Annotated in this window: 15 protein-coding genes; 11 read left to right on the plus strand and 4 right to left on the minus strand. The window is 53.2% G+C overall.

All coding sequences use genetic code 11. The features are described from left to right. Nucleotides 1-26 precede the first annotated feature (26 nt). On the plus strand, nt 27-1,622 hold the full coding sequence (locus J3P35_RS19290; protein ID WP_210466386.1) for a PQQ-dependent sugar dehydrogenase: 1,596 nt from the start codon (nt 27-29) through the stop codon (nt 1,620-1,622). Nucleotides 1,623-1,862: 240 nt separating this feature from the next. On the opposite strand, the gene polX is transcribed toward J3P35_RS19290, so the two are convergent. Then, the gene (gene polX / locus J3P35_RS19295; protein ID WP_210466387.1) at nt 1,863-3,575 is read right to left on the minus strand and encodes a DNA polymerase/3'-5' exonuclease PolX; all 1,713 of its coding nucleotides are present in this window, start codon (nt 3,573-3,575) and stop codon (nt 1,863-1,865) included. 732 nt (nt 3,576-4,307) lie between these two features. Between polX and J3P35_RS19300 the strand changes: the two genes are divergently transcribed. The 6 genes from J3P35_RS19300 (at nt 4,308) to J3P35_RS19325 (ending at nt 11,995) form a co-directional block, all read left to right on the plus strand. Next, nucleotides 4,308-4,703 (plus strand): hypothetical protein, encoded by a 396-nt coding sequence (locus tag J3P35_RS19300; protein WP_210466388.1) that lies wholly within the window; start codon nt 4,308-4,310, stop codon nt 4,701-4,703. 69 nt (nt 4,704-4,772) lie between these two features. Further along, entirely contained in the window at nt 4,773-5,177 is a 405-nt protein-coding gene (locus J3P35_RS19305) for an EVE domain-containing protein (RefSeq protein ID WP_210466389.1), read from the plus strand. A gap of 69 nt (nt 5,178-5,246) precedes the next feature. Continuing rightward, entirely contained in the window at nt 5,247-6,794 is a 1,548-nt protein-coding gene (locus J3P35_RS19310; protein WP_210466390.1) for a hypothetical protein, read from the plus strand. A 257-nt stretch (nt 6,795-7,051) separates the two neighbouring features. Beyond that, a complete protein-coding gene (locus J3P35_RS19315) occupies nt 7,052-8,575 on the plus strand; it encodes a hypothetical protein (RefSeq protein WP_210466391.1) in 1,524 nt (507 codons plus the stop codon). Between the two features lie 88 nt (nt 8,576-8,663). Then, complete coding sequence (locus tag J3P35_RS19320) at nt 8,664-10,214, plus strand: hypothetical protein (protein WP_210466392.1); 1,551 nt, start codon at nt 8,664-8,666, stop codon at nt 10,212-10,214. 257 nt (nt 10,215-10,471) lie between these two features. Next, entirely contained in the window at nt 10,472-11,995 is a 1,524-nt protein-coding gene (locus J3P35_RS19325) for a hypothetical protein (RefSeq protein WP_210466393.1), read from the plus strand. Here the strand turns inward: J3P35_RS19325 and nhaA are convergent. Then, nucleotides 11,992-13,191: a Na+/H+ antiporter NhaA gene (nhaA, locus tag J3P35_RS19330; protein WP_210466394.1), complete on the minus strand. Its 1,200-nt coding sequence runs from the start codon at nt 13,189-13,191 to the stop codon at nt 11,992-11,994. The two genes, J3P35_RS19325 and nhaA, sit on opposite strands and share 4 nt — an antisense overlap. 210 nt (nt 13,192-13,401) lie before the next feature. Between nhaA and pyrR the strand changes: the two genes are divergently transcribed. The 3 genes from pyrR (at nt 13,402) to J3P35_RS19345 (ending at nt 15,562) form a co-directional block, all read left to right on the plus strand. Beyond that, a complete protein-coding gene (pyrR, locus tag J3P35_RS19335) occupies nt 13,402-13,974 on the plus strand; it encodes a bifunctional pyr operon transcriptional regulator/uracil phosphoribosyltransferase PyrR (protein ID WP_210466395.1) in 573 nt (190 codons plus the stop codon). Next, nucleotides 13,961-14,884: an aspartate carbamoyltransferase catalytic subunit gene (locus J3P35_RS19340; protein WP_210466396.1), complete on the plus strand. Its 924-nt coding sequence runs from the start codon at nt 13,961-13,963 to the stop codon at nt 14,882-14,884. The genes pyrR and J3P35_RS19340 overlap by 14 nt, the downstream gene beginning before the upstream one ends. A 354-nt stretch (nt 14,885-15,238) precedes the next feature. After that, a complete protein-coding gene (locus J3P35_RS19345) occupies nt 15,239-15,562 on the plus strand; it encodes an STAS/SEC14 domain-containing protein (protein ID WP_246850365.1) in 324 nt (107 codons plus the stop codon). Nucleotides 15,563-15,683: 121 nt separating this feature from the next. Here J3P35_RS19345 and J3P35_RS19350 read toward each other — a convergent pair whose 3' ends face one another. Further along, nucleotides 15,684-17,228, minus strand: a complete 1,545-nt coding sequence (locus tag J3P35_RS19350; protein WP_210466398.1) for a TolC family protein — start codon at nt 17,226-17,228, stop codon at nt 15,684-15,686. A gap of 108 nt (nt 17,229-17,336) precedes the next feature. After that, on the minus strand, nt 17,337-18,626 hold the full coding sequence (locus J3P35_RS19355) for an aminopeptidase P family protein (protein WP_210466399.1): 1,290 nt from the start codon (nt 18,624-18,626) through the stop codon (nt 17,337-17,339). A 188-nt stretch (nt 18,627-18,814) separates the two neighbouring features. On the opposite strand from J3P35_RS19355, the gene J3P35_RS19360 reads away from it, so the two are divergent. After that, complete coding sequence (locus J3P35_RS19360) at nt 18,815-20,341, plus strand: S8 family serine peptidase (RefSeq protein WP_210466400.1); 1,527 nt, start codon at nt 18,815-18,817, stop codon at nt 20,339-20,341. Nucleotides 20,342-20,376 lie beyond the last annotated feature (35 nt).

Genomic DNA, 20,376 nt, shown 5'->3' on the forward strand with positions numbered 1-20,376 from the left:
TTATGTGGGTCTTTCCTTTTTAGCTTATGCCGCGTTGCCTCCTGTTCCTGCCCTTCCTTCTGCTTCTTTCCTGTACGTTCACCTCGGCCCAGGACCTTACCGGGCCCAAAGGCGAGACCTTTACCGTGCGGGTGATCAAAGACAAACTCAGTGATCCCTGGGAAGTGACCTACGGGCCCGATAACTACCTCTGGATTACCGAGGCCAAAGGCTATAAAGTAAGCCGACTGAACCCGGCCACCGGCGCGCAGACCGTCTTACTGGACCTTACCCCCGAGCGGAAATTCCCCCGCTATGACAAGGTGCCTGACTCCGTAGACGGCGGAAAACCCTGGCCGCAGGGCGGTCTGATGGGCATGGCTTTGCACCCCCAATTACTCTCGGGAAAAGCATACGTGTACCTGGCCTACGCTTACCAATATGCCGGTGCTGGCAAACAGGGCGATGGCTGTGATCCTAACTTCGGGGGCTGCCATTACACCATGCGCCTGGTGCGGTATGACTACGATGCTAAGGGACAGAAACTCACCAATCCGCAGGTACTCTGCGATTCCATCCCCGGCAGCAACGACCATAACTCAGGCCGAGTGCTCATCGCGCCGGTGCAAGGCAAGAATTACCTCTTCTACACCGTAGGCGATATGGGTGCCGGGCAGTTCAAGAACATTGGCCGGATCAACCACGCGCAAGCTACCAGCAGTTACGAAGGCAAAGTCCTTCGCTTCAACCTGGAACCCGATGCCGATAAAAAACAGTATGACCGCTGGATTCCCAATGACAACCCGTTTATCAGTACGCAAAAGCAGAACGCTGTCTGGAGCCTGGGGCACCGCAACGCACAAGGCCTGGCGTACGCCCAGGTGAATGGCACTGGCCGCATCTACGCTAGCGAGCACGGTCCTTTCTCAGACGATGAAATCAACGTGGTGGAACGCGGCAAAAACTATGGCCATCCGCTCATCATCGGGTACAATGACAACAACTACAACGGGCTGGCCGCCGGCGTGAGCAACCACACCGAGATACCCGGCGAGTGGCACACGGCTTACCCTACTATTAAAAGCGAGAAAGAGAATGCCGCCGCCATCGGAGCCCAGACCTACCGTGATCCTGTCTACAGTTTCAATCCCAACTCCAACGCGTTCCTTACCAAGGTCATGACGCAAGTGCGAAGCAATGGCGAAAAGGATTCGCCGGAGTGGCCTTCTGAGGCGCCCAGCAGCATTGCCGTGTACACTTCCCCGGGCATACCCGGCTGGCAGAACTCCCTGTTGGTGCCCACGCTCAAAACCGGCAAGCTGATCAGGTTACCGCTCAACGCCTCCGGCACGGGCGTCACCGGTGATACGCTCACCTACTTCCGGTCCAAAATCCGCTACCGCGATTTGGCTATCTCCCCTGATGGCAAAAAAATCTACCTGGCCGTGGACAGTTCCTCGGTGACCTCCGGCCCCTCCGGCGAAGACCCCAAAGGCAGTCAGTACCGAGGCTCTATCCTGGAGTTTACTTACGTGAAAGGCGGCACTGCTTTGAATAAAGCCACTGACGGAAAACCAGATGGCAGCACCCAAACCGGTGCAAAAGCGGCAATCCAGGTTGGGGAGAAAAGGCGGAGAGAATAAAAAAAGGCGAGAGCTAAATCAGCCTTCCGTTGAGCGCCCGATTTCTGAAAATCGACCTAAAACAGACTCAAAGCCAAACAGGTCTTAACAGAACAGGCCTCTCCCGTTTTGTCATCCTGAAAGGATCTTGTGCACAAGCTGAAAAAGCCTCTTCGTAAACGCTAATTCAGTTTGCGCGCAGGATCTTTCCAGGATGACATTTAGGTGATGATAATTAGTGATTCCTTATACTGGTTATTCTTACAAAATCCCCTTCGCCCGCTTGCGCTCTTCAAAATAGGCCGCCACTTCGTCCCGGCTTTTGGCGTTGAATGTCATCTCCGGGGTTAGTCCGCCTTTGCGGCCGACGAGTACGCCGTAGCGCATGTCATCGTAGCCGCGCATGCTGTGGGCGTCTGGGTTGATGCTCAGGAGCACGTTCTGGCTCAGGGCGTATTCTACCCAGCGCCAATCCAGGTCCAGGCGCCACGGGTTGGCGTTGATTTCTATGATGACTTGGTTTTCGGCGCAGGCGTCAATCACGGTTTTATGGTCAATGGGGTAGCCTTCGCGGCGCAGGAGCAAGCGACCGGTGGGGTGCCCCAGCATGGTGGTATAGGGGTTTTGGATGGCGTTCACCAATCGGTCAGTGGCCTTCACGATGTCCATTTTTAGGTTGCTGTGGATGGAGGCGACAATGAAGTCAAAAGAGGCGAGCACGTCATTGTCATAGTCCAGCGAGCCATCTGCCAGGATATCAGACTCAATGCCTTTGAAGATGCGGAACGGCCCCAGCTCCTGGTTAAGGCGGTCAATCTCTTTCTGCTGCTCCTTCACCCTGAATTCCTGCAGACCATTGGCATAGTAGGCAGATTTGGAGTGATCGCAGATGCCCAGGTACTCGTAGCCCAGTTGTTTGCAGTGCACGGCCATCTGCTCCAGCGTGTGCGCGCCGTCTGAGTAGGTGCTGTGGTTGTGCAGGATGCCTTTCAGGTCGCTGTCCTGGAGGAGCGTGGGCAGTTGGTTTTCGCGGGCCAACTCCAGCATGCGCAGGCTTTCGCGCAGTTCCGGGGCGATGTACGGCAGGTTCACGCGCCGGAAGATCTCCTCCTCAGAAGCAGCCGGCTCGCCGTAGGCCTCCGCGATGAGCGTATCGCCGGCTTCGTTCACGGGTTGCGATAACCACGCCGGACTGGCTGAGTACAGCAGCGTCTGGTTTGCGAAGCGGCGTTCGGGCACCAGCCGCACCTCCAGCTTCACGCCGGATGTGTCTACCAGTCCACGCCACACAAACGGTCCGGAAACCGATTCCTGCGGCGATATCCCCGGCAGCTCGGTCAGGAAGTAGGGCCAGTTCTCCTCACTGTTCAGGCTCAGAAGGAACTGCAGGGTCTCCACGGTCTCCAGGTTTCGGCGAATCTCCCCTACCACTTCGGCGGCTACCGTTTCAGGCCTGTTTTTGAGGAAAGAGAGCAATTCCAGCGCCAGGGTCTCGGCCTCGGCCCAGAGCAGTTTGCCTTTGTTGGACTCGGTGTATTGCAGCCCCTGCAGAATGGTTTCCTGGGTTTTCGCCCCGAAGCCTTTCAGCTTAGATACTTCGTTTTTCTCACAGGCCTCACGCAAGCCTTCAATGGTGTCCACGCCCAGGTCTTTCCAGATGGTTTTGATTTTCTTCGGCCCTATGCCTTTGATGTTGAGCATCTGCACCACGCCTTCGGGGGTGGTTTCCAGGAGCCGTTTCAGGTCGGTGTGGGAGCCGGTCTGGATGGCTTCCATGATCTTGCCGGCCATGCCTTTGCCAATACCATCCAGCTTTTCCAACTGGGCCTGGCTCATCTGGTGAATAGGTGATTCTATCCGTTCCATCACCATCACGGCGCTGGTATAGGATCTTATTTTAAACGGGTTCTCGTCATGCAGCTCCATCAGAGAAGCCGTCAGCCGGAACATACGGATAAGTTCTTTGTTCTCCACGAATGTTGTTGTGAATGGGGTTCAGACAAAGATAAGAACATCCTGCGGATGTAAGTCCTGAGTCAACGTGAGAGTCCTGAGTCTTGAGTCTTGAGTTAGGAATGTTTTCGGCAAAGCCGATTAAGGCTTGTTTTCTGAGAAACAGCTTAAAAATGCTTAATACCTTTAACTCTCCAACGCATTCCGTCCCCCTTTGAAGGGGGTAGGGGGATGATTGCTCGTGCTGTTCATGGCATTCTCCGGAAATCATTGTGCCCTTCTTTGCTATTTAAGCTTTTGGTTCTTCGTCCTGCTTTGTCATCCCCCTACCCCCTTCAAAGGGGGACGATATGCGTGTGAATTCTACAGCGTTTTCTGTGGTCTTTACAGGAACCAGGCTAAACATCTTTATCTATGCAAGTATTTGAGTAGGGACAATCCCTTGTGGTTGCCCTTGCGCAGGCCTCCGCAACTTGAGTTGTTGGTGATAACACCAACAACGGGACCTTGTTGGCGGGCACTTAGCTCTGGATCATGAATAATAGAGGGCATAACAGGTTGGTTTCGGCAAAGCCGATTTGAGCCTGTTTGAAGGAAAACGGCTCCAAAACAAATAAATTCCTGCAAGTCAGCACTGACCCTTCATCGGCTTATATTCTTCCCAACTCAGGACTCAAGACTCAGAACTCAGGACTATTTTTTATATTGTGCCTGAATTGTCATGGACGCAAAGTTGAGGCAACACGCAGACGTATGAAACACTTCTTTTTGCTGAGCCTGCTGGCCCTGGTGCTCATGGGGGCCCGGTGCGGCGCCAAAGCCGATTTGCCGGCCTCGGTGTACGGGCTTACCTGGCTCAACTCCTATGAAGAAGACTCTGCCGATGTGCGCACCTACCGGCCCAATACCTTTGACTTTCCGCCCTCGCGGGGGCGCACCGGGTTTATGATCCAGGCAGACGGCACGTTCATCCGCTACGGCATCGCCCCTACCGATGGTCTGGAAGAGCAGCCCGGCAAGTGGGAGGCCAAGGCCAAAGACCGCCTGCTGGTAACCTTTGACAATCCCAAACACGCCCCGGAAGAACTGGAGATCATCTCTGTCACCTCAGAACTGATCAAACTCCGGCGAAAGAAAAACCAAGAATAGAATCCTTTTACCTTTAACCATGGCAAGTGGGCTCCTCACTGGGAAAACCCACTTGTTTTTAGCTTACCTATGAATTACTGGCTCGTTAAATCTGAACCTGAAAAATACGCCTGGTCTGACCTGCAACGCGATAAACAAACCACCTGGGACGGAGTTAGAAACTTCCAGGCCCGTAACAACCTCCAGAAAATGCAGCAGAACGATCTGGTCATGTACTACCACAGCGTCTCTGAGAAATCTATTGTGGGGGTGGCCAAAGTAAGCCAGGAAGCCTATCAGGACCCCACCACCCCAGAGACCCAATGGGTGGCGGTAACCCTGGTGCCGGAGAGCGCGTTTGCAAAACCAGTAACCCTGGACCAGATCAAAAAAGAAGAACGGCTCCAGAACATCGCGCTGCTGCGGCAGTCAAGGTTATCTGTGATGCCATTAACGCCCGAAGAGTTTGACCTTTTGTTGGCCATGGGCCAGTAAGCGGCATATAACATCTGGCTACAGGTTGGCGTTTTTATTGAGTTCAGCGTGATTTCTTAAAAACACCGTATGTTCCCACTCATCAGAAGCACTTCCTGGCGGTACCTGTTTCTCCTGCTCTGCTGGGGCTGGGTTTTCTGTGCGCAGGCGCAGAAGAAAGACAAAGACAAGCAGAAGCCTGAGCCGCCGGCCCAAACCTATCGGGCAGAGATAGAAAGTGACTCTTATGACGAGGAGCATTCTGTGCACACGCTCCCAGACACCAGCCTGTTGGTGGTATCGTTTAAGCGGAACAGTTGGTTCAGCAAGGATGACTTTGTGCTCACCAAGTACAACCGCGAGCTGAAACAGGTCTGGCAAACCAAGTATGAGCATAAAACCAACCATGTGCTGCTGCAGGTGGCCGCCGACCGCAAATTGGTGTTCCTGCTGTTCTCTACCCCCAACAACAAAAAGCTGATGCTGCACAAGGTGAACGCCGCCACGGGCGTCTCCACCTTTAGCGAACATACGTTGCCGGCCTCCTATATCACCATCAGGGAGATGGCTACCCTTGACGGACAGGTGTTCCTCAACGGCCTGGACCGCGACAACCTGAACATGCTGCACCTGGACCCCAACGTGGACGAAATAAAGCTGCTACCCGCCGTTTTTGGGATGGAAGATGACTTGGGCGAGTTCAGGGTAGACACGCTTACCCACGCGGTAGAGTTTGTTGTGGCCGAGTCAAACGGCAGGCGCTCACGGGTGCAGGCCAAACGCATGAACACCAAGGGCGAGGTTATAGGCACGTATTTTCTCCAGCCCGAGCTGGACGAGCGCAATGACAACACCCTGCAGGCTGGTCGCCTCACCCCCGGCGACACCCTCACCAAGGTGCTGCTGGGCACCTATGGTTTCCGCACCTCGGTGTTCGCCAAGGGTTTGTACAGCAGTGACTTGGCCGGCAACGTCAACTACTACGATTTCACCAAGCTGGATCATTTCTTTGAGTACATGGGGCCCCGCGCCCAACGGCGCATGAAAGCGAAATTCGCCCGGCAGGAGGCCAAAGGAAAACCGCCCGTGCTGCGCTACCGCATGTACCTGCACCCCATCATGCCTCACCCGCAAGGTTACGCCTTGGTGGGCGAGATCTATTACCCGCAGTACCGCAACAACAGCTTAAACCAATACACCAACATCACGGGCCGGTACCCGGACATCCGGCAGGCCAGGAGCAACTTTGACGGTTATCGGTTTACCCATGCCATTGTCTGTGTTTTTGACCGCGAGGGCAAGCTGCTCTGGGACAACTCCTACAAACTGCAGAACGAGACCTACCCCCAACTGGCCCCCACCGTGGAAGCCGGCGTCACCCCCGAGGGCAACATCGCCCTGACTTACCCGGAGGAAGAATACATCTGGTACAAGACCGTTAAACCCAACACCTACGTTTCTGACGATGAGAAAGTAGAGGTGCGGCTGCAGGAGGAAAGCGAGAAAAGAATCACCAGCAGCAACGAAGGCATTGTGCATTGGTACGGCGGCAATTTCGTGGCCTTCGGGTTCCAGCGCATCAAGCCTGATCACGGCTCGGCCCGCACCGTCTTTTACCTGCAGAACATGGTCTTCTAAAGGCCTTTCTTAAAACGCACCCGCTTGTGCTTACAGGCTACTTTTCTAAAAACAGGGTTAAAACAGCCTCAATACTGTTCGCCCTGGTCAGGACTTCTATTTCCAGGAAAGCCTTTTGGACTAAAACCATAAGGGAGTTAATTCACTCATTTGAGTGAAGATTTTAAACAGGGTAATGTCTTTATATAACTTTATCCATATATTAAGATCTGATTAGCTTCCTTTTTATGCGTGTCTTCCCCCGGTGTACTTCCTTGATGCCTCTGCCGTTTTTGCTGCTCTGCTGTATTGGCTCTTTTGCGGCACATGCCCGCCAGAAAAATAAGGATAAAGAAAAGTCAGCTGCGCCTAACCAGACTTACCGGGTAGAACTCAAAAGTAATTCGTTTGACGATGACCACCGGGTGCATGTTCTGCCAGATAGTGCACTGTTTCTGGTGTCTTTGCCCCGGCACGCAGGGTTTGGCCATCAGGACTTTGTCCTTACCAAGTATGACCGCCAGCTTAAACCCATTTGGGAATCAAAGTACGCGCATGACCCCAACCACCACTTGATAGATGTGGCTTCTGACAGCCGGAAGATGTATCTGCTGTTTTCCACTAAGTCTTACCAAAAGCTGGTGCTATACCAGGTAGACGCGGCCACCGGCAAAGCCACGCACAGCGAACACAGCCTGCCCTCCATTTTCATCTACATCCGGGGAATAGCCGCTGTGGACGGTCAGGTCTTCTTGAATGGGCTGGAGAAAGAAAACCTGAGAATGCTGCACCTAAACCCCCAGGAAGAAGAAATAAAGCTGTTGCCCTCGGTTCTGGGGCTGAAGGATGATCTGGCTGAGTTCAGGGTAGACACGCTCTCCCGCACCATGGAGTTTGTGGTGGCCGAGTCTGATGGCTTACACCCGCGGGTACAAGCCAGGCGCATGAATCCGCAGGGCGGCATCATTGGCACGTACTTTTTCCAACCTAAACCGGAAGAGCGCACAGACAACACCTTGCAAACAGGTCTCCTCACCCCCGGTGATACCCTAGGCAAGTTACTCATCGGGTCCTATGGGTACCGATCCAGCCGCTTCCTGCGAGGTTTGTTTACGGGTGATCTGAAAGGTAATCTCAAGTATTATGATCTAAGTAAACTAAGCCACTTTCTGGAGTACCTCTCTCCCCGGGCTCAACGACGCATGAAAGCCAGGTTTGCCCAGGAAGAAGCAAAAGGCAAACCATGGACCTACCCTTACCAACTACTGCTACACCCAATTTTGCCCCACCCGCTGGGTTATGCTGTAATTGCAGAGGTCTATCATAAGCAGTTTGGCCACGACAAGTACTACACCTCCAGGGCTACTAACCCCGTGTATGCTCCGGTGGCCGATGCCCGCCCCATGATGTTTGACGGCTATCGGTTTACCCATGCTATTGCCTGTGTTTTTGACCGCGAGGGGAATCTGCTCTGGGACAATTCTTATAAACTGAAGAACATCACCTATCCAGAATTAACCCCCACGGTGGAGGCCAGCATTAGTCCTGAGGGGAACATTACCATGGCCTACCCAGATGAGAAATATGTTTGGTACAAAACCCTAAAACAAGACCAGTCTATCAGTGATGAAGAGAAGGTAGCGGTAAGGTTACAGGAAGAAACCGAGAAGAGGGTCGCCAGCAGCCACGAAGGCCTTGCTCACTGGTATGGCAACAACTTTATCGCCTTCGGGTTTCAGCGCATTAAGCCCAAAAAAGGCTCCTCCAGAACAGTTTTCTATCTCCAGAACATGGCTTTCTAATTATTAAATCTTCATCCTTTTTAGGCAAATACTGCTTTTAAAAATCTATACCTATTCAATATCTATTACCCTGATCACTACTCTTTCTATGCATTTCTCCCGCCCCAAAAACCATCTTAAGTTTCTGATCGTGCTTCTTTTCTGCTGGGGCACGGCTTTTAGCGTGCAGGCCCAGAAAAATAAGAACCGGGAGAAATCGGCTGCGCCGGCCCAGACTTACCGGTCAGAACTGGCTAGCAATTCCTTTGACAACGAACACCACGTGCAGGCACTTCCAGACAGTGCCCTTCTGTTGGTGTCTATGAAACGCAATGCATGGTTTGGCAAGAATGATTTTGTGCTTACCAAGTATGACCGGGCGCTTAAGCCGGTTTGGGAAACCAGGAACGAGCATTTGCCCAACACCGGCTTACTTTTTGTCGCTGCGGAGCGGGGCAAGATCTATCTTCTGTTTTCTACCCTTACGAGCCAGAAACTCCTCCTCTACCAGGTAAATACGAACACAGGCCTGGGAACGGTCAGTGAACACACCCTGCCTTCCACCGATATCCTCTTCAAGGAAATGGCCGCGCTGAATGGCCAGGTGTTCCTGAGCGGCGTGAATAAATTCACGTTGAACATGCTGCATTTGAACCCGCAACAGGAGGAAATAAAACTGCTGCCGGCGGTTTTCGGTACGGAGAAAGACCTGGGCGAGTTCAGGGTAGACACGCTCTCCAAGGCCGTGGAATTTGTGACGGCGGCAACAAACGGGCAGTATGCGCAGGTACAGGTAAAGCGCATGAACTCCAAAGGCGATGTCACCGGTAGCTACTTCATCCAACCTGACTTAAACAGCCGCGCCAACAACACCCTGCAACCAGCCCGCCTCACGCCCGGTGACACGCTGAACAAACTACTGGTGGGCACCTATGGGTACCGCACCGACAAATATGCCAATGGTTTGTTCATCAGCACCCTGGCCGGGCAGATCGCTTATTATGACCTGTACAAACTCAGCCACTTCTTTGAATACTTATCGCCGGGGGGAGAGCGCCGCATGAAGGCCAAATTAGCCCGCAAGGAGGAAAGAGAGCGCGCTTTGGTGATGGAGCACCAGGTATTGCTGCACCCCATCATGCCGCACCCGCAGGGCTTTGCCCTGGTGGGAGAAGTGTATTATCCGCACTATACCACCCTTACTAAAGGTGAGTTCAGAAAAGAAAATGGCCGATTACCCAATTACAATGATAAAAGAATCACTTTTGACGGCTATCAATTCACCCATGCCATTGCCTGTGTATTTGACCATGAGGGCAACCTGCTGTGGGATAACACCTATAAACTCAGAAATCTCACGCACGCCACTTTGGATCCTACCCTAAAGGCTGGAGTTTCCCCGGCGGGCAACATCACGCTGGTGTACCAGGAAAAGGATTTTGTCTGGCATAAAACCCTGAAACCAAATATCTCCCTCACAAACAAAGAAAAGGTATTGGTGCGGCTCCAGGAAAAGACGGAGAAAATGGTCACCAGCACCAATGAGCAAATCATACACTGGTACGGCAGCAACTTCATCGCCTACGGTTTCCAAAGAATCAGACCCAAGCAGGGTGAGGCGCGCACGGTGTTTTACCTGCAGAACATGGCTTTTGAGTAATCTCCTTTATTGAGCAGGTCTCTGTTTCCACCCCATTTTCCTGAAAACACGGTCAAAACAGCGGCAAAACTGCCAGACTTTGGCAGATCCTTATTTTCCGGCTGTAGATTTTGAACCGGGAAATTCTTATGAAGATGACAGAAACAAATCTGAAAAGTTCTTAATCTGACTTGTGGCTTTATATAATTTTATAACTATATTAAGTTCAGATTAGCTTTTCTTGTATGCGTCTCTTCTCATGTGGTACATATCAGGTAATGCTTGCGCTACTCCTGCTTTGCTGGAGCATCACTTGTACTGCGCAAGTCCGCCAGAAGAACAGGGGCAAGGAGAAATCAGCACCTCCGGCTCAGACGCACCGGGTAGAGGTGGAAAGCAGTTCTTTTGATGACAAACACCTGGTGCATGCCCTACCGGACAGTGGCTTGCTGGTAATCTCCACCAAACGCCACGCGGTAGAGGGGAAGCATGAATTTGTGCTCACCAAATACAACAAAGCGCTTAAACCTATCTGGCAAACAAGCCATGGGCATCATTCAAACCACGCCTTCCTGCTTTTGGCCGCCGAGCCGAAAACCCTGTACCTGCTGTTTTACAGGCTCCATGACAGGAAAGTCCTGCTTTACCAGGTAAATAATACTTTGGGTACGGTTACGTTCAGTGAGCACACGTTACCCCCGTCTGGTCTTACCCTCAAAGAAATGAAAGCGCTGGACGGACAGGTGTTTCTGAAGGCGCTGGAAAAAGACCAGCTGAGTCTACTGCACCTAAACCCTAGTCAGGGAGAAATAAGAGCCCTGCCCCTTACGCTGGGCCTGGAAGAGGATGTAGGCGAGTTCAGGGTAGACACCTTGACGCACGCGGTTGAAGTTGTGGTGGCCGAGTCAAACGGAACGCGTTCGCGGCTGCAGATCAAGCGCATGAATTCCAATGGCGAGGTCGTGGGCACGTACTTTGTTCAGCCCCAGATGGAGTTCCGCTCAGAGAACACGCTGCAAAGTGCCCGGCTCGCTCCCGGAGACACCCTCAACAAGGTACTGGTGGGCACTTTCGGGCATCGCAGGTATACCTTCTCCAAGGGTTTATTTTCCAGCAGCTTGGTTGGCAACCTCAGGTATTTTGATTTCAGCAAGCTCAAGCACTTCTTTGAATACCTCTCGCCCAGGAGAGCACGCCGGATAAAAGCCAAATTCGCCCGCCGCGAAGCCAAGGGAAAGCCTGTTCTGCTGCGCCCCCGCTTACTTTTACACCCTGTTATGCCCCACCCGCAAGGATACGCCATGGTAGGGGAAATTTATTACCCACAGTACAAAAGCGGCCCCCTTAATCTGTATAGCAGCATCTATGGTTCCGGGCAGGACAAGCAACCCTCTGAGCAGGAATTGATTGAAGGTTACCAATTCACCCATGCCATTGCCTGTGTTTTTGACCATGAGGGCAACCTGCTGTGGGACAATTCCTTCCGGCTCAAAAATGAAACTTATCCAGAGTTGATGTCAAAGGTAACACCAGGTGTCTCGCCGGCGGGCAATATCACGCTGGTGTACCCCGAGGAAGAATACGTCAGGTACAAGACTTTACGGCCAAACGTTTCTATCTCCGATGAGGAGAAGGTGGAGGTAAGATTACAGGCCGATTCTGAGAAACTGTACGCCAGCAACGAGGAAGGAATCATCCATTGGTACGGCAGCAATTTTATCGCCTACGGGTTTCAGCGCATCAAACCGGCCCATGGCCAAGACCGCACGGTTTTCTATCTCCAAAGCATGACGTTTGATTAAACGGCTTCCCTGTGATTCTCTAAAACCGGAGTTTTGGCAGAAACCGCCCCCAGCAGAAAATAGCCAAACACCCCAGACAACACAGATGCCACCAAAATGGAGAACTTGGCTCCGGTCTGGTAAGCAGGGTCTGAGAAGGAAAGCAGGGCAATGAAAATAGACATGGTAAAGCCTATCCCAGCCAACAAACCCAAGCCGGCCACCATTTTCCAGTTAACGCCGGTAGGCAAAACGCTCGCCCCCAATTTTACGGCCGCCCAGCTGGAAAAGAAGATTCCCAGGGGTTTTCCCAAAAACAGCCCCAAAACAATACCCAGACCCAAGGGACTCAGCAACCCCTCCAGCATACCTGCCTCAAACCTGATGTTGGTGTTGACCAGGGCAAAGATGGGCATGATGAGAAAGTTCACGGGTTTGGTAAGCGCGTGCTCCAGATGCTCTAACGGTGACTCCCGGGCATCTGAGGTGGTAGGGATGGTAAGGGCTGTCAACACCCCTGCTACGGTGGCATGTACCCCAGAATGGTGAATAAAATACCACATGAAAAGCCCCGGCACCAAATAAAAGACCAATGACTTAACCCCAAACCTGTTGAAAACCAGCAACAGCAGAAAGATTGCGGCGGCGTAGAGCAGGTACGCAAAGTGCAACCCTGCAGAATAGAAGACGGCAATGACCACTATCGCGCCTAAATCATCTACAATGGCCAGGGCGGTCAAGAAGATCTTCAGCCCCGCAGGCACCCTACTGCCCAGCAAAGAAAGCAAGCCAATGGCAAAAGCGATATCAGTGGCCATGGGAATACCCCACCCACCGGCTGTATCAGTTCCTGTATTGACAAGCGCATAAATGGCAGCCGGCACCACCATGCCACCCACCGCGGCAAACACCGGCAGAGCAGCCTTTCTGGGCGAGGAGAGCTCCCCTTCCACCATCTCGCGCTTGATCTCCAGCCCTACCAGCAAAAAGAAAATGGCCATGAGCCCATCATTGACCCAAAGGAGTATAGGATACCTCAGGTGCACCTGCGCAGACTCAAAGCCCAGCTGGGTCTGCAGAAATCCAGCATAGGCTTCTCCCCAGCCAGAGTTGGCTATGAGCAGGGAAATAACCAACGAAATGATGAGAATGATACCGCCCGCCGAGGCTGATCTGAAAAAATCGGGGAATACTTTTAGGTTAATGAGTTTAGCCATAACTCAAACCTACGGCAAAATCCCTTTGAGGTAAGCGGGTTTTTCTCAAATTAACCAGCAGGAACTCTGCTGCTCCTTGTTCCCAACTGGGAAAATTTAAGTCAATGCCTCAAAAATACAGCTTTTGAAACCACAGGCCAGAGAAGAGAAAAATTGCTTTCTTTTACCCAAGGCTGCCGGTAAGTCTTTATATTTGCCCAAAACCCGGCCATGCACAAACGCCTCATTGTTCCGCACGCACTGTTTCAGATCATGATCCGGCGCCTGGCGCACCAGCTCATAGAGACGCACCGCGATTTTTCCAATTCCGTTATCCTGGGCCTGCAGCCGCGCGGCATCTTTGTGGCAGACCGGCTCCAGCAGACCCTGCAGGAGATTCTGGGTATAACGGTGCAGACCGGCTACCTGGACATCACTTTCCACCGCGATGACTTCCGCCGCCGCGCCACGCCGCTGGCTCCAAATGCCACCAAGGTAGATTTCTCCCTGGAAGGCAAACGCGTGATTCTGGTAGATGATGTGCTCTATACCGGCCGCTCCGTGCGGGCCGCCCTGGACGCCATGATCTCCTACGGACGCCCCGCCCAGGTAGAGCTGCTGGTACTAATTGATCGCCAGTACACCCGCGATTTACCCATTGAAGCCACGTATACCGGCCAGCGCGTAGACTCCCTGCACTCGCAGCGGGTAGAAGTCACCTGGCAAGGCCCAGATTCACCAGAGGATGTTATCTGGCTCCTCACCCTTACCCCAGACCAAGAAGAACCCCATGCAACAGCTTAGCGTCCGGCATCTGTTGGGCATCAAAGAGATTACCCCGCAGGATATTCAGTTGATCTTTGAAACCGCTGACCAGTTTAAGGAGGTTCTGAACCGGCCTATCAAGAAAGTGCCGTCGCTCCGCGATGTCACCATTGCCAACGTGTTCTTTGAGAACTCCACCCGTACGCGGCTCTCTTTTGAGCTGGCAGAGAAACGCCTCTCGGCGGATGTAATCAACTTCTCGGCCTCGGGCAGTTCAGTGAAAAAAGGCGAAACCCTGCTGGACACCGTCAACAACATCCTGTCTATGAAGGTAGATATGATTGTGATGCGCCACAGCAGCCCCGGCGCACCGCATTTCCTGTCGCGTAAAATCCAGGCCAACATCGTGAACGCCGGCGACGGCACCCATGAGCACCCTACCCAGGCGCTGCTGGACTCCTTCTCCATCAGGCAGAAACTGGGCGAGGTAGCCGGCAAAAAGGTGGCCATCATCGGTGACATCACCCACTCCCGGGTGGCGCTTTCCAACATCTTCGCGCTGCAGATGCAGGGAGCCGAAGTAGCCGTATGCGGACCGCCCACCCTGCTGCCCAAACACATTGCTGATTTGGGCGTGAGGGTTTTCTGGAACGTGCGCGAGGCCCTGCAATGGTGCGATGTGGCCAACGTGCTGCGCATCCAGCTGGAGCGCCAGCAAGGCAAACTGTTTCCGTCCTTGCGCGAATACGCCCTTTACTTCGGGATCAACAAGAAGATGTTGGACGAACTGGACAAGGAGATCGTGTTGATGCACCCTGGTCCTATCAACCGCGGCGTGGAACTCACCTCAGACGCCGCCGACTCCCACCACTCTATCATCCTGGACCAGGTAGAGAACGGCGTGGCCATCCGGATGGCGGTCTTGTACCTGCTGGCCAGCAAAGGGTAACCAGCCAGCCCACAGAAATCAAAAGGAAAACCAGCGCTTTAGGCCTGTTTTCCTAAAATTATGCTAAAAACAAAGCAAGTGCCCGGGAGCAGAACTTCCGGGCACTCGCTTTTTATCAGGGTCCAATACCATGGTAAATCCGTTGCTTTTAACCCTTTACAGACACACCATAGTCTTCCCTGTTATCATACAGCTATCCAAACAAAGCTACTTGAATTAAAATATGTATATTTGGAGTACAGAAAACTGAGCAACCTCAATAATACCATGACGAAGGAACTTGTTAATCCTTTTGGAAGAGTTTATCTCACAATCAAAGAGGATTCCCAAAACAGGTTAATCTATGTAAACTGGATGGGGTACTTAACCGAGGAGAACATAAAAACCGGGGCCAGGGCTTACACGCAGGCGCTGGCTGAGGCAGGATACAAATGCGTCTTGAACGATACGCGGCTCATTATTGGCTCCTGGGACCACTCCATAGACTGGGTTGTGAATGAGTGGGCGCCCAGCGCGGCCAAAGCGGGGCTCAAACGCTTCGCGATGCTAGCCAATCCAGAGAGTTTAGGGGAGTCCTCAGCGTCAACGTTCCTAAGTGAGGTAAAAGCCTTTGAAGCCAGATCCTTTGACAACCTGGATACTGCCCGCAAATGGCTTGCAGAGGCTTACACCAGATAACCACCCACAGATACATTATAAACAGAAGAGCCCGCTATCATCAGTAGCGGGCTCTTCTGTTTATGGGCCTGTTTTCCAGAAACAAGGGCAAAACGCTGCGGTACATTGCCCTGTGCTATATTTAAAACGGCAGCGGCATGGTCAAAGGCTGGTTTGTCTCAAAGTCATAGAGGGTTTGGAGGCGCAGGTTGTAGTAGGCATCCCAGAAATTGCGCAGGGAACTCACGTAGCTGCGGCGGGCCGAGTCACGCTCGGTGGCGGCCTGGTTCAGCTCCAACAAACCTATTTTCCCGCTCAGGTACCGGTCTTTGGCTCCCAGGAACCTACGCTCTGCCAGGCCATTCGCCTGCTGCGCAATCTTCATCTGCTCACGCAGCATTTTAAATCTTTTCACCTGCAGGAACACGTCCTGCTCAAAGCTCACGCGCTGCTGTTCCAGGTTGGCTTTCACCAGTTTCAGGTTAGCTTTGGCGGTTCCAATCTTAGACTTGTTACGGCCCCAATCCATCAGCGGAACGCTAAATCCCAGATTGACCCGTTGCTGATCTGTAGGGTCTTGGTACACCGGTCCCAGAGAACCTGCCCGCTGGGTTAAACCGTACTGCAGGAAAAGATCAGCGTTTACACCGGCACTGGCCTGGGCCCAATCCAGGTTCCGCTCGGCGTCCAGCTCCTCCCGTTTGATCCCGATCATGCGGGAACGGTTTTCGCGGGCTTGTCGCAGCGCCACTTCTTCATTCACCTCAAACTGAGGGATAAGGTCTGGCGGCAGCAACCGGATGGGGTACGTCTCGGTGAAACCTAAATACGTCTTCAGGCGCAGCGTGCTGGTCTCAATATCCAATCTGGCTTGCTCCAGGCTCTGTTTGGAAGTCAAGAGGCTTAACTCAAGCTGCAGCAGCTCATTTACGCTGATTTTGGCGTCGTAGAAGCGGCTCTGGGCAATCTTGAAGAGGGTGTCATTGTTGGCCACGTTCTTCTGGGCAATGTCATAGCCTATCTGGCTTTGCAGCTGCGAGAAATAAAGGTCCGTAGCCCGCACGGCAATGCGCTCCATTTCCTCCCAGAAGTTACGCTTGGCTTCCTCGTAGCGCAGAGGCTCTGTTTTGCGGTCCCACTTCAAACCATTATGGTTGAAAATAGGCTGCCGGAGCGTTACCACCACCGGGTTGGAGGCATAGATATAACTATGCCCCTGGATTTCGTGGAAGTTGTCAATCCGGTTCAGCTTGGAATCAATGGCAATGGTGCCCCCGGTCAGGCCGATGTTCTGCTTCAGCTCTAAGTGCCCTGAGGAGATGGATGATTGGACAGGAACGAAGTTCACGCGTCCTTCCGGATCGGTGACGCGTTCATAGTCTTTGGTGTAGGAAGGCAGCGTGGCATACAGCGCCAACTGGGGCAAGTAATTACTCTTATATGTTTGGTACTGCCAGGTACGGTTTTCCAGCTGGGTGATGGCCTGCTGATAGCTGGGAGATTGCTCCCTGGCCATCTTGATTACCTCTTCTAAGGTAAGCCGGCGGGTACCGGGCTCTTCCGTATCAATGGGCAGGGGCGCTTCTTTCTGCTGGGCCATTGCGGTTGACCCCACCAACAGGGCAGCCACCATTCCTGCCCAGGTAAGGGCACGCCCTGCTTTTACAATCTCTTTTACGGTACTCACGTTCTTTCTGAAAATCTAATTCGGCCGCCTGGCCTTGGTTTAAGCATTCCTGTTTAAGGGCTGGTTTTTAGAAATCAGCCCCGGAACAAGTCACCTGAAATCTTTTGCTTAACCGCGCATCTCGCGCTCTATGTCCTCCAGTTCCAGCGGGATGTTCTCCATCAAATCTACCGGACCGTTATGAGTGATGAGGATGTCGTTCTCCAGCCTGATTCCCAATCCTTCTTCCCTGATGTAGATGCCGGGCTCGCAGGTGAAGACCATACCCTCTTCAAACGGGCGGTATTTATCGCCCACGTCGTGCACGTCCAGGCCCAGGAAGTGGGAGGTGCCGTGCGGGAAGTATCTCTTGTAAAGGGGCTGCGCGGGATTCTGGTTGTTCACCTCTTCCTCAGAAAGCAGGTCCAGCTTGATGAGCTCGTTCTCCATCACCTTGCCCACAAATTTGTGGTACTGGTCCAGGGTGTTGCCGGGCACCAGCATCTGCTTGGCGGTTTTCATCACGTGCAGCACGGCGTTGTAGACATCGGCCTGGCGCTGGGTGAATTTGCCGTTAACAGGAATGGAGCGGGAAAGGTCAGCGGCGTAGTTCGCGTACTCAGCCCCGAAGTCCATGAGCAGCACATCACCGTCTTTACACTCTCTGAAATTATCTACGTAGTGCAGGATGCAGGCATTGGCGCCCGAGGCAATAATAGAGCTATAGGCCGGGCCCCGGGAGCGGTTGCGCAGGAACTCATGGGCTATCTCGGCCTCAATCTCGTACTCCATCACGCCGGGCTTCACAAATTTGAGCAGCCTCCGGAAGGCTTTCTCAGTGATGTTGCAGGCGGTGCGCATGAGCTCAATCTCGCGCGGGTGCTTGAGGGAGCGCAGGTAATGCAGGTGCTGCGTGCTGCGACAATAGTTGTGTAAAGGGTATTTTTCCTTTATCTTCTTGATAAAACGGGCATCGCGGGTCTCTACCTCTACCACGGCACGCAGGTGCTCGTTGGAGTTGAGGTATACGTTCTCGGCGTACGGCATGAGCGAGTTCAGGATAGAGTCAAACTCATGGGTCCAGAAAACGGTCTCAATGCCGGAAACCTCGCGGGCCTGCTCCTTGGTGAGTTTGTAGCCTTCCCAGGTGAGGATGTGGTCATTGGTCTCGCGCACGAACAGGATCTCTTTGAGGCGCTCCTCACGGGCATCGGGGAAAAGAATCAGCACACTTTCCTCCTGGTCTATACCACTCAGCCAAAGCAGGTCGTTGTTCTGCCGGAAAGGCATGGTACCGTCTGCGTTGGTGGGCATCACATCATTGGAATGGAAGATTGCCAGTGACTGCGGCTTGAGGTATGGGATGAATTTGTGGCGGTTGTGGATGTAAAGGTCTTTCCCGATAGACTCGTATTTCATGGCGGTACGTGTTGGCGTAGTTTGGTGTGCTACAAGCTTGGCGCTTCTGGCCTGCTTTTCTGAAATAGACCTTAAAACAAGGTTTTGAGGCTTAAATGTATAACATTAAACGGTAATTTGCAGGCAAATAGCCTTCATTTAATCTCTGGAACGTGAGGGTTTGTACAATAGTGTTTTTTTTCTGTGCCTTGGCTATAAGGAGCTTCTTTCCGGCCCAAGCACAGGCGCAACAGCGGTATTGGGTCATCTTCAAAGACAAGCCTGCCGCCGGTTCAGGCCCGATGGTGAGCGCGGCCGCCCTGGAAAGACGCCGCCTGCAAAACCTGCCCCTCGCCCAGTCTTCTGACCAACCGGTACACCCCGCCTACCTGGACAGTCTGACCCAAAAAGGCTTCACGGTTACGGCGGTTTCCAAGTGGCTCAACGCCGCCGTGGTCACGGCCAACCCCGCGCAGGTGAAAAGTCTGGAGCAAAGTTCTTTTGTGCGGGAGCTAAAGCCCATTACCGGGTATTTCAAGCCTACCCAGACCTCTACGCCTTACAAGCCGCTGTACGTGAGCAAAGCCCTGACCCAACTCAAGCCCGAGGCCATTCTGGCGGCCGGTCTCACGGGCCGAGGGGTGAAAGTGGGCGTGATTGATGCCGGTTTCTTTGAGGCCCCCAAGAAAGCGGGTTTACAGCCCATTTTTGAAAACGGCCGCCTGAAAGCCTTCCGTGATTTTGTGAACCCCGCCCTGAGCCAGACCTACCACAAGCGCGAAACCTACATGGACTCCCACGGCACCGATGTCTTGCTGTGCCTGGCCGGCTCTGACCCCGGTGCCCGGGTGCTGAGCGGCTTTGCCTCTGAGGCCGATTTCTACTTGGCCCGCACCGATCAGGGCAACCGCGAGAGCCGCGTGGAAGAGGAATACTTTGTGCGGGCGCTGGAATGGATGGACAGCCTGGGCGTGCGCCTGGTGAACTCCTCTTTGGGTTATGGCACCGGTTTTGACAAACCCGAGGAAAACTACCGACCCGAGCAGATGGACGGCAGCAGCTACATTGCCCGCGCCGTGCAGATGGCTGTGGAGCATAAAGGCATGATGCTGGTGATTGCGGCCGGCAATGACGGCAACAACAAGAAATGGCAGGTAGTGAACACCCCCGCCGATGCCGCCGGTGTGCTCACTGTGGGCGCCACCGACTTCTCCACCTGGAGCAAACAGGGCTACAGCAGCATCGGGCCCACTTTTCTGCCCTACCTCAAACCAGATGTAGTGTGTTTCGCGGCCTCAGGGACTTCTTTCTCAGCACCCGTTATTGCCGGACTGGCCGCCTGCCTTTTAGAAGCAAACCCCAGCCTCACACCCCAACAGTTAACCGACATTATCCAGAAAAGCAGCCATCTGTACCCCTTCGGAAATAACTATGTGGGCTACGGCGTGCCCGATGCAGGCAAAGCGCTGGAGCTAACGCAAAGCTTGGTTAGCCCAGATCAGGTGCACGCCGTGATTCCAGTAACGGGCAGCATGTTCAGTTTCAAGACTGATTCTGTGCGTGGAATACAGGAAAACGGTGGCATTGTGCTGTATCGGAAGGCCTCCCAGACCAAGGTCATGAGCCAGCAAAAACTATCCAGCCGCCTCAAGAAGATTGTGGTAAACCGGCTGCCCGGCGAGACCCACACCACGGTACAGGTTGGCCCCAAAGTAATGGAGTTGGTTTGGCAGTAGCCGCTTCGCTTTAGCCATTCCGTTTAGGAGCCGTT

It is taken from the genome of Rufibacter roseolus (assembly GCF_017916365.1).
GTDB lineage: Bacteria > Bacteroidota > Bacteroidia > Cytophagales > Hymenobacteraceae > Nibribacter > Nibribacter roseolus.

Excerpts from the sequence above, each read along its gene's own strand:
- nhaA (WP_210466394.1), bottom strand. The coding sequence starts at position 13,191 with ATGGCTAAACTCATTAACCTAAAAGTATTCCCCGATTTTTTCAGATCA.
- J3P35_RS19300 (WP_210466388.1), top strand. The coding sequence starts at position 4,308 with ATGAAACACTTCTTTTTGCTGAGCCTGCTGGCCCTGGTGCTCATGGGG.
- J3P35_RS19305 (WP_210466389.1), top strand. The coding sequence starts at position 4,773 with ATGAATTACTGGCTCGTTAAATCTGAACCTGAAAAATACGCCTGGTCT.
- J3P35_RS19310 (WP_210466390.1), top strand. The coding sequence starts at position 5,247 with ATGTTCCCACTCATCAGAAGCACTTCCTGGCGGTACCTGTTTCTCCTG.
- J3P35_RS19320 (WP_210466392.1), top strand. The coding sequence starts at position 8,664 with ATGCATTTCTCCCGCCCCAAAAACCATCTTAAGTTTCTGATCGTGCTT.
- J3P35_RS19290 (WP_210466386.1), top strand. The coding sequence starts at position 27 with ATGCCGCGTTGCCTCCTGTTCCTGCCCTTCCTTCTGCTTCTTTCCTGT.
- J3P35_RS19325 (WP_210466393.1), top strand. The coding sequence starts at position 10,472 with ATGCTTGCGCTACTCCTGCTTTGCTGGAGCATCACTTGTACTGCGCAA.
- J3P35_RS19340 (WP_210466396.1), top strand. The coding sequence starts at position 13,961 with ATGCAACAGCTTAGCGTCCGGCATCTGTTGGGCATCAAAGAGATTACC.
- J3P35_RS19355 (WP_210466399.1), bottom strand. The coding sequence starts at position 18,626 with ATGAAATACGAGTCTATCGGGAAAGACCTTTACATCCACAACCGCCAC.
- J3P35_RS19345 (WP_246850365.1), top strand. The coding sequence starts at position 15,239 with ATGGGGTACTTAACCGAGGAGAACATAAAAACCGGGGCCAGGGCTTAC.
- pyrR (WP_210466395.1), top strand. The coding sequence starts at position 13,402 with ATGCACAAACGCCTCATTGTTCCGCACGCACTGTTTCAGATCATGATC.
- J3P35_RS19315 (WP_210466391.1), top strand. The coding sequence starts at position 7,052 with ATGCCTCTGCCGTTTTTGCTGCTCTGCTGTATTGGCTCTTTTGCGGCA.